This window comes from Microcystis sp. M53603_WE2, assembly GCF_030065435.1.
Genome location: NZ_JASJFF010000569.1, coordinates 1 through 12,603, shown reverse-complemented (window position 1 = coordinate 12,603; position 12,603 = coordinate 1). Strand labels below are relative to the sequence as shown.

The window sequence follows — 12,603 nt, the reverse complement described above, 5'->3', positions numbered from 1 at the left end:
CGAAAACGGCTTTACGATATTTGGCTGGGAACACTAAATGATATAGCAAAACACTTACATTATGGCTCTTATGGATGTATTCACTCATTTTTCTATTGTACGCCGCGAGCGGCGGGGAATTAGACCCGAAGAGATTAAACAACGCCGTTTCTTTGATATTGTCTTAATAGTTCTAGCAAAAGAGTTTATTATGGCGACAATATTATAGTCATTTCAATTAAGATTGAGAATATCATTAGTCGCTTTCGTACTTGGCGAAGCTATAGTTCAAGACTTCTAGGGTCGATCTTGAAAAGAGGTTGGGAAAACTTTCTGAGAATTTTTTGGGGTTTCTCGATAGAGAATAAAATCTTCTGAACCTTGATAACTAATAACTTTAGCGGGGATACCCACCGCCACCGCCTGATCGGGTAAATCTTTTGTAACTACTGCATTAGCACCGATGGCTACATTATCACCAATAATAATCGATCCAAAAATTTTCGCACCAGGGGCAATATATACACGATCCCCAATTTTAGGCACTCCCGCTTTTTCTCCCCGGCCAGCCACACCAATAGTCACTTCTTGGCTTAAATTACAGTATTCGCCAATTTGAACATCGCAGTGAACAATAATGCCGTGAGCGTGGGGTATAAACAAACCCTGACCAATTTCAGCCCGGTTAGGTAATTCTATGCCAGTAATCATTTCAAGGATTAAACGCCAAATGAGGCAAATAGCTTTTAGGAGACTCCGGAGAATAGGAAAATGGAAATGAAAATGAATCCAACGACTGACACGATATTGCAAGGTCGCCCAAAAACCTCTTTTGGTTAAAACCACTTCTAGCCAAGACAAATTGTCGGTAACAACATAGCGATCAATATCTGCTTGAATCGCTGCTAAAATCAGTTGAAAAGACTGCAATTTTTTCATAATTTTAGATAAAAATCCACTAAAGTTTTTTCTCTATTAGTAAACGGTATTGATCCAGGATTTTTTCTAAAGAAAACTCCTCGGCTCTATTTTTTAGCCAACTCGGATCGACGTTATTTTTCAAGGTATTAAGAATTGCCGCTGCCATAGCTGCTGAATCAGCGATCGCCACTAGGGAACCGTATTTTCCTTTATCTAAAATTTCCTCTGGTCCGCTAGGGCAATCCGTCGATACCACTGCAATGCCAGCAGCCATTGCCTCTACCAAAACATTACCAAAACCCTCCCAAGCGGAGGATAATACTAAAACCTGTGCCTTTTTCATATAAGCAAAAGGATTTTCGACAAATCCCTCTAATTGTACGTCTGTATCTAAATTTAGTTCTTTAATCAACGATATAAGTTCGCTGCGGGTCTCTCCTTCTCCTAGTATTAATAATCTAGCGGGTTGCACTCGTCGAACTAAAGCAAAAGCCCGAATTAGGGTAGGAAAATCTTTTTGATGATTGAGTCTTCCCACTCCTAAAATTACTGGCGGCTGACCAAGTAAAAACCAAGGATGTTCTAGGTTTTCTTGCAGTTTGACGATTAATTCTGGGGTAACAATCGGATTATAAATGACTCGAATTTGTTGAGGTTTGATGCCAAATTTAATTAAGTCTTGGGCGACTCCTTGGGAAACACAAACCACTCGGTTAGCAAAAGGATAAATCCACCGCAGAAAATAGGGAACTATTTTGCGCTTCCACTGTTGAGCATGGCGTATTTCTTGAGATAAGTTATTATGTACTGTCACAAAGACAGATATTTTTTTCCTTGCTAGGATTTTAGCCATAAGAGCAACAATATTGGTATCTTCTAGGGCTGATATCATGGCTTGTGGACGTTGATTTTGTAGATATTTGACTAGGGAGGGGATACTCCTAAACAGACTTTTGGCTTTTAAATCTATAGTATTCACCCCGGGGTCAATCTGTCCTAAGTATAAACCTTCTTTTCGAGCTAAAACTAGATCAACAAATTCTCCCTGTTGGGCAAAACCATTAGCCAAGTTAAGTATAACTCGTTCGGCCCCACCGCCATCTAAATCACTGAGAAAAAACGCTATTTTGTTCATAGTTTAATTGAGCATTATGCTGAGGTAAAAAAGGAGATAGAGCTAGGGACATATACAACAACCAAAAAATGGAGTTATGTTCGAGTAAAGTGGACTCAGTTTGATTATATAGTATCAGAAATGATAAGTACATCAACGGCCATAAACCCTCGTGATGGGATTGATAAATAGCAGAGATAATTGCGCGTCTTATAACTAATAAAAAACTCATAATAAATAGGATAGTTCCCACTAATCCGAAAGCAATAGCTAGTTCGAGGAAGCCATTATGAGAGTGGGGAGGTATATAGGTAGTACCGTAGGCTTTCTGTACATAGGAAGAAGGTCCTTTTAATCCATACCAAAACCCTACATATCCATAACCTAGCCAAGGTCTTTCTTGGATTTTATCAAGAACAGCAGACCAAATAATAGTTCTTCCTGATAGGGTTAAATCTCGACCAGAAGCAGTAATAATATCTTCTAAATTCATCCCGATCCAAAGAAATAAAGAACCTGCCAGTAAAAGCCCAGTTAACCAGAGAGGAATTCTGATATAATCTTGCCAAGAAATAGTTTGGTAAATTTGCATTAGTAGGAATAGGATTATACCAATAAAAAGAGCGCTTTTAGAAGTGCTAAGTCCAATCATTCCAAAAGAGAGACAGCAAAAGGCTAAAAATAGATAGCCTTCTCTCCGATTAACTGGTGTGACCAGTAGGTTAACTAGACAAATTAAGGTCATTAAACGAGCAAAGAGATTTTTATGGAGAAAAGGACCCCTCCATGAGCCAGCATGGACTCCCGATTCTAAAGCACTAGAGGGGAAGGCAAGGCTGAAGAAAAAACTAATAATAGCAGTGATGCCTAAAGCATAAGCTGTTAGTCTTAGTTGTTCTTTAATTGCGTAGCGCGAGGCAAAATATAAGGCAAATAGACAAGTTTCTAAAAAAGCGAAGGAACGTCTTTGGGTAATCTCAGGAAAATTCGACCAGTTAGCGGAAATTAGTACCAGAATAATTAGTAACCAAAGAAAGGGATTACGGCGAAAAAATCCGATGGTATGTTGCCAACGGAGAGCCATTAGCACCAAAACCACAAAAGCGATTCCATGCTGCATTAAAGAGAGAAGTGGATCTAAGGGAGTATAGTCAGGAGAACTGACGGCTAATTCCCCCTCGGAATGGACAAATAAGCTTTCAAAAGAAAATAGTCGTGTGTAAAAAATTAGACTAAAAATAGTTATAAACTTTTCCAGTAGTGGGGGGATTCTGATCATGGTTGAAAAAGAGGATTAATCTTTGATTTTAAACAATAATAAATTCTTCTGATCTGGACTTCTATTTTTTCTCCTATGGTAAGAGAACAGAAATACTTGTGAATGAGAAGTTTTAGGTGCGGGTCGCCATTATCTTCTCGATTATAGAAGCTATAGCCGAGAGCAAAAATATTGTTAGTAAATTTCGACATTTGCGGAAAATTACTTTTAAGCCAAAAGGCAGTTAAAATATTAATTTTACCCCGTAAAGATTTTTGTTTTTTTCGTAAAGTATAAGCGTTGTTAGCATGGATTCTTTGTTGGGCAAGTTTTTCTAGGAGAATATAGCCCGGAGTTAGGGCAAAAGCGGCGTATTTTAAGTAATCATCGCTAGTAATTCTAATTTCTTCGGGCATGGGTAATAACTGCTCTAAAAAAGAGCGGCGAAAACAGATGCCAGAGGTGGCTGTACCCTCAAAGGGCATTTTTCCTCGCAGTTTTCCCTGGGACAAGCAATTTCTTAAATCATAAACTCCTGAATTGACTGATTTTGGGGTAGCATGGTCTGGGGCAGCAGTTTTATCTGTAAACATCTGCAAGGAGTGAAAACACCAACCAATATCGGGATAGTCCTGAAAAATCTCTACGACCTTTTCAACTTTATTAAGACTAAATAAATCGTCTGCATCCAAAAAACAGATAATTTCTCCGCTACTAGCAGCAAAACCCTGATTAAAAGCGGAAGCTTGACCACCATTAACTTTGAATATGGGGATAATTTGCTGACCGTATTCTTCTATCACCTGACGAGAACGATCCTGGGAACCGTCATCTACCACAATTATCTCCAGATGGGGATAGGTTTGTTCTAGGGAACTAGAAATCGCTGCCGGTAAAAAACCAGCATAGTTATAGTTATTGATTAAAATGCTGACTAGGGGCGACTGATTGGGGTTAATCATGGGCTGTTCAGGAAAAATCAGGAAGAATGTTGAAAACTATGCCAATAACTGCGAATTTGTTGGCGTGTTATCGGCAGTAGGATCACAAAAATTAGACCGAAACCCGTCCACATACCCAATTGTTGAACAAATAAGGGAAGAGAACAGGCCGCCCACCAGAGGAGGGCTAAACGATAATCGGGGCTGCCAATGATTTTAGTAATAAAAAGGTGAATCAGACCATAAGCGGGAAGGGCGATAACTTCTGCCCATCCATAGCCAACAATACCTAATTTTGGCAACAGTAACCAAGCTCCTCCTGCAAAAAGGGCGACGTGGAGAAGGTGAAATAAAGCCACATAGGTATTTTTTCTGAGAACGTAGAGTGTGGAAGAATGGAGATTAAAGAGGGAATTAGTCAAATAAGCCCAGGCAATAAAGGGATATACCTGTAGGGCGACGCGCCAGCGTTCCCCAAAAGCCAAACCGATAATCAAAGGTAAAGTCCATGCGACTACATCCAAAATCGGGCCGAGAGCGAGGACTTGTAGGCTCATACCCTCGGTAATTGCCCAGCGTAGCTTGGGCGGGTTATCTTGAATTTTGGCTAAGGCGGCCATGGAAATACGCCAAGTTGCGTGTTTAACAAAACTGAGAACTTCGACTAAACGAATGGCTAAGGCAACAAAACCGACGGCTTCTGCTCCGCCAAAACGTCCCACCAGCAGGGGATTAACTAGGTCTCGCAAAAAGAAAATCCACTGGGCTGCGGACAAAGTTATGCCGTAGCCTAACATATCTTTGACTAAAACGAGATTCCAGAATAATCGAGGACGATAACCGGAACACCAGAAAAACAGCACCACTGACTGGAGAGTTTGCGCCCACCAAGCCGCTACTAATGCCCATGCTCCCGCTCCCTGGAAGGCGAAATAAACGCTTACTAAAACGTAGAGGCATTGATTGAGCAATTCAATCATGGCAACTTTTTTATAGTTTAATTCTCTTTCTAATTTAGCTAAGGGAATTTGAAAACAGAGGACAAAAGGTAAACTCAAAAATAGGGATATGGCAAGGGCTGAAAAATTGCCTATCTTAATCCATTGTGCCAGCAAAGGAATGGTAATAATTCCTAGTATTAAACCAAGAATACCTAGTAGAAGCATGAGGGTAAATCCCTGATGATAATTATGCGGTTCTTCTTCTGGATTAATCTCTCGAATTAGATAAAAATTAATTCCTAGCTGAAAAATCCGTTGCAGATAGGAAAAAACTCCAAACGCCGATACAAATAATCCATAATTTTCTGGACCGATTAGACGGGTAACTAAGAAGACACTGATAATACTTAAGACCATACCTAGACCTTGCCGTCCCGCTAGATAAGCTCCCCCACGCATCACTTTTGCTCTTAAGCTCATAATAGTTTTTTCCTAAGCGGGTTTTTGGGATAGATGGTTTTATAAAAGTGTGGGAATGCGTTGCAGGAACAGGAGCAAGAAATCGATATTGAGGGCTTGTAGGGCCTCCAAAAATTTTCCCTCTTTCAGGGGTTCAACAACTTTATAATAATTTTTAAACCTCTGAAGATGACGCAAATTCTTAACTAAAGCTCTGGTTAATTCTCGACTATTTTTTACTTCTATTTTTTCTAAAAACTTTTGGTTAGCTCGACAGTAAGATTCTAGTCTTAGGGAGGTTTTTTGCTGAGTCAGGGAGCCTGGTCTAGTTCTTTGATAATAGTAGGGATAGGGATAAAAAATAAACTTAGCCTCCTTTAACAAACAGTCTAAATAAAACCAATAATCTTGTCCTTGTCTGAGAGTGGGATCGTATTCAAGATTATGCGCTAGTAAGAATTGACGATTGATAATTGGTTTAGTCATCGTGACAAAGAGGCTTTTACTTTCAAACTTTTGTTTTGTAATAAAAGAAATTGGCTCTAATACCAGGGGGTGAGCAAGGGTTTGCCCACTCATTTTAATTACTGTTGTCCAGGGCGACGGTGCTTGATCATAAATGAGATACACATCATCGCTAACTAGATCTGCCTGAGTTTTTTGGGCAACTTCCAAGAGAGTTTCCAGGCGGTTTGGTTCATACCAATCATCGGAATCCAAGAGAGCTAACCAGCTACCTTTTGCCAATTTAATTGCCTTGTTTCTGGTAGATGCTGCTCCAAGATTTTCTGAATTATGGATAATTATAATACGGGGATCATTAAAACTTTGGGCAATGGCAAGAGTGTTATCGGTGGAACAATCATCAATAACAATGATTTCTATATTGGTTAAGGTTTGCTCTTGGGCAGATTGAATAGCTTTGGCAATATAGGATTCAGTGTTATAGGCAGGGATGATAATAGATACTAGGGGATATGCGTTCATTTTTTTGGGTTAAATTTAGAGATTTAATATAACTAAAATACTTTTTATGTATATAGTAATTAATCAAGATAATCAAGAGTTAAAGTAGCTTTTGGCATAGCGAAAATAAGGTTCTGATTCCCGATCAATTCTCACTCCATTAACGACTAAACCAAGCAGGTTATACTGATATTTCTTCAGTATTTCTTGCACTTGTATGGCTGTGGTGGTCTCTAGTTTTTCTGGGTTGACTACGAAAATAATCCCGTCTGTTTTGGGGCTAATTTGGAGAGTAATATCATTCAAAAGCAACGGCGGCGCATCGATAATAATAAAGTCATAAGTTTCGAGGCTTTCGTACAATAAACTCTCCATTTTATCACTATTAAATAGAGCTAATGGGTTAATAACTTGATGACCTGCTAAGATAAGATCGAGATTTTTACTAATATTCTTGATTGCTAAAGATAATTGAGTTTTTCTTGCCAAAATATCACTTAAGCCTTGATCATTGTCTAAAGACCAAATTCTCTGTTGTTGAGGATTAGGGAGATCAGCATCAATTATTAAAACCTGACTACCAAGTTCAGCTTTAGCCAGAGCTAAATTAGCAGCTACTTCTGATTTTCCTTCTCCAAAAATGCTACTGGTAACAATAACAGTTATCGGATTTTTGTCGGGATTAGCAATAGTGATTTGGGACAAAACGCGGCGATAGGCTTGACTAAATAGGGAATTGGGCTGTTCTTGAAGAATGATATTAGTCATTTTTTTATTTGGTCGAGGCAAAGAACCTAAAAAGGTATAGGGAAAAATTTTCTTGATCTCTTTAATACTTTTAAGTGAAGGAGAAACCAATTCTAACAGAAAAGTCGTTAATAAATAAGTTATACCCCCTACAACTATACCGATAGTCTCTAACTGTTTTTGCGATGATTTCGGATATTTAGAAAGCACAGCATCACTGACAATTTGAGCATTGCCTACCTGCTGTTTTTCGGTAATTTCTAGCTCCTGGAGATTTTTTCTGAGTGCTTGGTAGGAAGTTTGAGCAATTTCCACTTGACGCTCTAAAACTTTTTGGCTTTGCTCTAGTTGTGGAATTTGTTTAGCCCGTTGAGCATAGGCAGCTTTTGTTTCTTGTAGAGAAGTTAATTGCTTGATTAGACCTTTATTTTCCGCTTCATTACTGACTAGATATTCTGTCAAACTGTCCTGTAAGTCCTTGCTTTGAGACACGCGAGAATTACTTCCGGGTTGTGTCATCGCTTCTTGGACTGCCCGATTCAATAAATTCTTTAAAACCGCTTGTTTGTCTCTTAATGTTATCACCACTGGGTTAGCTTCTGTATAACGGGTGCGTTCCACAGCCAATTCTCTTTCCACCTCTTGCAGTTTCAGGCGAGCATTCTGTACAGCAATGGAATTATTAACCTTACTTTGAGCGATCGCTTTTTGGGGATTTGTGCCGATATTTTGGCGTAGTTCTTGACTTTTTGCTGCCACTTTAGCCTTTTCTCCTTGCAGTTGACTAATTTGTTGATCTAATTGCCCAATTTGCTGTACAAGTAGGCTTGCCTCTCCTCGCAAATCAACGATCTGATTCTTGGTTTTAAAGCTTTGTAAATTACTTTCTGCTTCTCTTAAAGCTTTTTCAGCTTTCGGTAATTGTTGACTAACAAATTGTTTAGCCGCCTCGACCTCTGCCCGATTCAAGGTGATATTATTTTTTAAATAGTTCTTCATCACCTCATTAACTACTTTTGCGGACTGATCTCCACTGGGACTTCTATAACTAACCATCAAAATATCGGTACCCGGTATGTTAGTAACTTTTAAATTCTTTAAAAAGTCTTCATATATCAGCAATTCTCCTTTTTTGTCCTTAAGATTTAAGTTTTTAATCACTTCAGTAACTATGGGAGCCGATTGCAAAATTTCTGCTTCTGTATCTAGAGGTGTATCTTGAACTTTTAACGAATCGAGTTTGCCAATTTTCTCACCCGCTTCCGTGACCAAGGCAGAGGTAACATTTTCTCGTTTAAACTTGAGTTTACCAGAAGCTTCGTATTGTTTTTCGGACGAAAAAGCTAAGTATAGCAAGGCCATTAATGGCAACATTGCCACAGCCGTGGCGGGGAGCCAATGACGCTTAACAATTGACCAGTATTTGAGGAAATCAATTTCCTCAGTTAGGTGTCGGTTTTCCATAAATTTAGGTACTAAAAACTTGGTTCTACAGCCAAAGATTTGGCTGCTCTAAGGGCTAATTGGTATAGGTTGGCAAGAGACCTATTGTAGTTATTGATATCCAAAGGAGTAACGAACTCTCGGGCATTTTTCCCTAATTTTAGGCGGAGTGATTCATTATTGACCAATAATTCCAACTGATCTGCCAATCCTTGCCTATCGCCAGGATTAACCAATAAACCTGTCTGTTGGTGAATTACAACTTCGCCACTGCCGCCCACGGGTGTAGTAATTACCGCTAGTCCCCAACTCATGGCTTCTAAAAGGGCCATGGGTAGCCCCTCATTATAGGAAGGTAAGAGAAAAATATCTGCTTGGGCAAGGAGCTGCTCGCGTTCTTGGGGGTTAATCCAACCAGGGAAACTAATATATGGTTCTATGCCTAAATCTTGGGCGAGAGCTTGAGCTTGGTCAACTTCACCGCTACCCGCTAAAATTAAATGGATTTTGCCTAGGGATTCTTGGCTTAGTCTGGCGAGAGCGTGCAGGAGGTCGTATACTCCCTTGCGTTGAATTATTCTACCTAAAAAAACTAAATTTAATTGCTGTCTGTTTTGACGTTCGGGAATTTGGGCGGGCAGCTGTACGGGATTATTTAGGAGCAAAACCTGAGAACTTTTTAGGCCACAATGATAAATATAATAATTCTGCCAGCTTTGGGATAGGGCAATCAGATAGGTGCATTGTTGTAGCAGCCAATCCAAGCTTTTTTTCAGAGGTGCAGCTAAGTTATCGTGGAATTCATGAAATTCACAACCGTGGGCATGGATAATAATCGGTTTACGAAAAATCAGGGCAAAGACCATCATAATACTGACTCTTAAAGCACTGCCCCTTTCCGAGAGGTGAAGATGCACTACGTCAACTTTTCCCTGCAATAACAGGCGCAAAAAAGACAGAAATGCTTGGTTAAAGGTGGCAATTAAATGCAACAAATTGCCGATTTTTGCCTTGCCCGAATAAGCTTTCCAAGTGGACAAATATTGAATTTTAATATTGGGTATAGGTGTATTTAAAATCAAAGAAGCCACTGACCCCATGCCGCCCTGTTCGTGGGGATCAGGTCCGAGCATGATCACTCTTAATCGATTAGCCATAGTTGATTCCTAAAAATAGTTGACTTTTGGAAAGAATAAATTATAAGTTGTCTGAAGACAAGTGAGTGTTAAATCACTGGAAAATATAAATCTACTGAAACAGACTTACCTCGATCTAACCGTGATTTTAATCACAATTGCGTCAATTAATAGACAGTTAATAGACAGTTTTCCCTCTTATATAGTGCCAGGTCTTAAAGTGAAGACATTCCTAAAGGACAGGACTGAAGAAAGGAAAAGTGGAGATAGCGGCTAAGGTTTTTCCACAGGTAGCTGATTTCTACAAACAATCCCTCGGAAATTTTTCGGAGTTTTCTAGAGAGAGATACTTTCCGCCAAGTAGAAGCTAGACGAGGCTCGTAACTATCCTGGCTCTCTTGAGTTTGGTGGGTAAAATGTATTCTAAGATACAGTCCTGCTGGCGAGCGAGTGGAAGGAACCACAGAGACACAGAGGACACAAAGATTGATCGCTTCTATAGTAAGTTAAACTGATCACACAATAAGAGGAATAAGAGAGCCCTATCCTGAAAGCGTTGACTTAAAGAATCACAGATATCGTGATAATAATCCGTGGGAGCTTTCCCTAAACTGGTCAGTTTAGGCTCACTGACAAAGTAAGCTAATTCCTGCTTCGATTGGGCAATACAAATTCCTTTCAGCCGGAGAGCTGCCGCTAATTCTAGTTGATGATTGTCAACGTGTTCACCGAAAATATGGGAACGGGGAACTAAAATAAAGGGAACCTTCAAGGTCGCCAATAAATCAATCGTTCCTTCTCCACAATGGGCAATAATTAAACGGGCTTTTTGGGCTAAGTCTTGAAACTCTGTTGGCTGCAAAATCGGGTATGCTTCCACATTTTTCGGTAAATGGGTACAAGAACCGTATTGGACAATCACTTTTTCTTCTGGAGAAATTATACTTAGTTTGATTAAACTATCTATCCATTCCATCAGACGATTAAAAGGATACTGCTCTGTACCGACAGTGACTAGAATCATAGTATTTTCCTCGACAATTGCCATAAATATCGGTTAATTTACCATTTCGGTCTTAGCATAACGTTGTTTTAGCTGTTCCCACTGCACATAGATAACATCTAAAAATGGTTGGGCTAATCGTGCCGATAAACTGAGAGCTTCAACCCGTGTAAAAGACTCAACAAAGACTGTTTTACATCCCAATAACTTGCCCAAAATGATAAAGGGAACGGCAACTCCTGCCCCTGTAGATAAAATTAATTGAGGACGTTCTTTGAGAAGAACTTGGGCTGCTAAGACAAAATTACGCCATAGGTTGGGAATATTGCGATTAGTCGGGGCATAAGCCCAATAAACTGGATAGTCTTGCAAGATTTCTTGGGTTTCGGGGGTACGAAAAGTGACCCAACAACAATTGTGGTTTTCCCAAAAAAGTCGCAGTTTTTGCATCGCTTGGAAATGACCTCCCGTCGAGGCAACTAATAGGACTTTCATCAGTGTTTTATCCTAGTTTATAATTGGTCGACAAAGGTTTAATAGCATGGTGATTGTAGATAATTTCCTTGCTAATATCGGTGATAATTTCAAAGGGTTAGCCCTGCTAATTACAGATGAAGGTATTCATCTCAGTACAGGACAAAATCTTTGAAAGCCTTGCACGGTAGCACTTTTGGAACATAATCCCGAAAGTCTCTCCAGATAAAGCTTGGAACCATTTTTGCCAGAGAAGAAATTATTTTTTGTCCTGTACTTAGGGTATTCATATATATGACTGAGGTTTAAATTCAAGAAATGTATCGAGGAAGAATAATTTACTTTAGACAGTCAGTTATATGCTTTCATATTTTGCTCATCTCTTACTGGTTATTCTATATGAGCTAGGAAAATTAATCATATCCCTTTAGATAGAGATATTAAGCTTTATTTTATAGGAGCAAAAAGACACTGCTGTAGGGATTAATTGCCTTCGTCTTCTTTCCCCCGTTAGGGAGTTGATTACTATCGAAATCCAGTTTTAACGGTCAAAACTAGAAAGTTTTATATACAGCCTTTCTCGTAAAGGTGAAGCACAGACTGATCCTTGCTAATCAAGTATTTCAGATGCAAGAGCAAACCTCATCTATCTGAGAAATGCTGTAAGCTGTACTGCCTTTAAACTGCCTATTGGGAATTTTAGTACAAATCCTCGAACTTCCTCTCACTAATCCCCGCTCCCTGCTCCCTGCTCCCCACTCTTCTATCCCTTTTAAACAGGATTTAGTATTACAGGGTAATCGCATATCGAATGAACTGTCTCTCAGATTAACTCATGTATATGTGATTAATTTTGCTTAGGTACTTAAAGGTCATAGCTTGCGCTTAAGTCTCAGTGCCTCTTGCTTTCCTGCACATCCCGTCAATGCGGGAACCGGCAGCTAAGTAGTCGTGCAAAATAAATTTCCTAGTGAAGAAAGGCACTCATGCAGGAGCCAAGAGGCAAGGGGGGGTTAGATATGTGTAATTAATTTTGCTTAGGTACTTATCCCCACCAGAGTCGAGCGATCAATTTTTCCTTTATCACAATTAAGGTTTTTTGTCAAGGAAATTTTCCTACAAAATTGCTATTACCTTTAGTCGGGGAAAGCTAAACCGCTGCGGGGATCGCGAATGTATAAACCTAACACCAGCGAGGAGATAACCGTATCCCAGACGGGG

At 39.5% G+C, this 12,603-nt stretch carries 11 protein-coding genes and 1 pseudogene; 1 reads left to right on the top strand and 11 read right to left on the bottom strand.

Annotation, left to right across the window (positions count from 1 at the left end; all coding sequences use genetic code 11):
- A pseudogene (locus tag PX481_RS12010) lies at nt 1–88 on the bottom strand (IS200/IS605 family transposase); the annotation flags it as partial.
- On the opposite strand from PX481_RS12010, the gene PX481_RS12005 reads away from it, so the two are divergent.
- Nucleotides 71–208, top strand: a complete 138-nt coding sequence (locus PX481_RS12005) for a hypothetical protein (RefSeq protein ID WP_288094635.1) — start codon at nt 71–73, stop codon at nt 206–208. The pseudogene PX481_RS12010 and the gene PX481_RS12005 overlap by 18 nt on opposite strands.
- 68 nt (nt 209–276) lie before the next feature.
- Here PX481_RS12005 and PX481_RS12000 read toward each other — a convergent pair whose 3' ends face one another.
- From PX481_RS12000 to pssD, 10 genes are all read right to left on the bottom strand, one after another.
- Nucleotides 277–918 carry a serine O-acetyltransferase gene (locus PX481_RS12000; RefSeq protein WP_002760872.1) on the bottom strand — a complete coding sequence of 214 codons (642 nt, stop codon included), beginning with the start codon at nt 916–918 and terminating at the stop codon, nt 277–279.
- Between the two features lie 19 nt (nt 919–937).
- A complete protein-coding gene (locus tag PX481_RS11995) occupies nt 938–2,035 on the bottom strand; it encodes a glycosyltransferase (protein ID WP_002760871.1) in 1,098 nt (365 codons plus the stop codon).
- Nucleotides 2,007–3,293 (bottom strand): O-antigen ligase family protein, encoded by a 1,287-nt coding sequence (locus PX481_RS11990; RefSeq protein WP_288094634.1) that lies wholly within the window; start codon nt 3,291–3,293, stop codon nt 2,007–2,009. Before PX481_RS11990 ends, PX481_RS11995 begins: the two co-directional genes overlap by 29 nt.
- Nucleotides 3,290–4,234, bottom strand: a complete 945-nt coding sequence (locus tag PX481_RS11985; RefSeq protein WP_002760869.1) for a glycosyltransferase family 2 protein — start codon at nt 4,232–4,234, stop codon at nt 3,290–3,292. The genes PX481_RS11990 and PX481_RS11985 overlap by 4 nt, the downstream gene beginning before the upstream one ends.
- 17 nt (nt 4,235–4,251) lie before the next feature.
- Nucleotides 4,252–5,634 carry an oligosaccharide flippase family protein gene (locus PX481_RS11980; RefSeq protein WP_002760867.1) on the bottom strand — a complete coding sequence of 461 codons (1,383 nt, stop codon included), beginning with the start codon at nt 5,632–5,634 and terminating at the stop codon, nt 4,252–4,254.
- Between the two features lie 39 nt (nt 5,635–5,673).
- Nucleotides 5,674–6,600 (bottom strand): glycosyltransferase family 2 protein, encoded by a 927-nt coding sequence (locus PX481_RS11975; RefSeq protein WP_002760865.1) that lies wholly within the window; start codon nt 6,598–6,600, stop codon nt 5,674–5,676.
- Nucleotides 6,601–6,672: 72 nt separating this feature from the next.
- Nucleotides 6,673–8,790, bottom strand: a complete 2,118-nt coding sequence (locus PX481_RS11970; protein WP_002760863.1) for a GumC family protein — start codon at nt 8,788–8,790, stop codon at nt 6,673–6,675.
- Nucleotides 8,791–8,801: 11 nt separating this feature from the next.
- Nucleotides 8,802–9,926: a glycosyltransferase family 4 protein gene (locus PX481_RS11965; protein WP_002760862.1), complete on the bottom strand. Its 1,125-nt coding sequence runs from the start codon at nt 9,924–9,926 to the stop codon at nt 8,802–8,804.
- A 475-nt stretch (nt 9,927–10,401) separates the two neighbouring features.
- Complete coding sequence (locus tag PX481_RS11960; RefSeq protein ID WP_041804884.1) at nt 10,402–10,929, bottom strand: glycosyltransferase; 528 nt, start codon at nt 10,927–10,929, stop codon at nt 10,402–10,404.
- Nucleotides 10,930–10,962: 33 nt separating this feature from the next.
- Complete coding sequence (pssD, locus tag PX481_RS11955) at nt 10,963–11,403, bottom strand: PssD/Cps14F family polysaccharide biosynthesis glycosyltransferase (RefSeq protein WP_002760856.1); 441 nt, start codon at nt 11,401–11,403, stop codon at nt 10,963–10,965.
- Between the last annotated feature and the right edge of the window lie 1,200 nt (nt 11,404–12,603).

What these genes read in the sequence shown, in the direction of transcription:
- PX481_RS12005 (WP_288094635.1), top strand. Translation starts at nt 71, where the DNA reads ATGGATGTATTCACTCATTTTTCTATTGTACGCCGCGAGCGGCGGGGA.
- PX481_RS12000 (WP_002760872.1), bottom strand. Translation starts at nt 918, where the DNA reads ATGAAAAAATTGCAGTCTTTTCAACTGATTTTAGCAGCGATTCAAGCA.
- PX481_RS11995 (WP_002760871.1), bottom strand. Translation starts at nt 2,035, where the DNA reads ATGAACAAAATAGCGTTTTTTCTCAGTGATTTAGATGGCGGTGGGGCC.
- PX481_RS11990 (WP_288094634.1), bottom strand. Translation starts at nt 3,293, where the DNA reads ATGATCAGAATCCCCCCACTACTGGAAAAGTTTATAACTATTTTTAGT.
- PX481_RS11985 (WP_002760869.1), bottom strand. Translation starts at nt 4,234, where the DNA reads ATGATTAACCCCAATCAGTCGCCCCTAGTCAGCATTTTAATCAATAAC.
- PX481_RS11980 (WP_002760867.1), bottom strand. Translation starts at nt 5,634, where the DNA reads ATGAGCTTAAGAGCAAAAGTGATGCGTGGGGGAGCTTATCTAGCGGGA.
- PX481_RS11975 (WP_002760865.1), bottom strand. Translation starts at nt 6,600, where the DNA reads ATGAACGCATATCCCCTAGTATCTATTATCATCCCTGCCTATAACACT.
- PX481_RS11970 (WP_002760863.1), bottom strand. Translation starts at nt 8,790, where the DNA reads ATGGAAAACCGACACCTAACTGAGGAAATTGATTTCCTCAAATACTGG.
- PX481_RS11965 (WP_002760862.1), bottom strand. Translation starts at nt 9,926, where the DNA reads ATGGCTAATCGATTAAGAGTGATCATGCTCGGACCTGATCCCCACGAA.
- PX481_RS11960 (WP_041804884.1), bottom strand. Translation starts at nt 10,929, where the DNA reads ATGATTCTAGTCACTGTCGGTACAGAGCAGTATCCTTTTAATCGTCTG.
- pssD (WP_002760856.1), bottom strand. Translation starts at nt 11,403, where the DNA reads ATGAAAGTCCTATTAGTTGCCTCGACGGGAGGTCATTTCCAAGCGATG.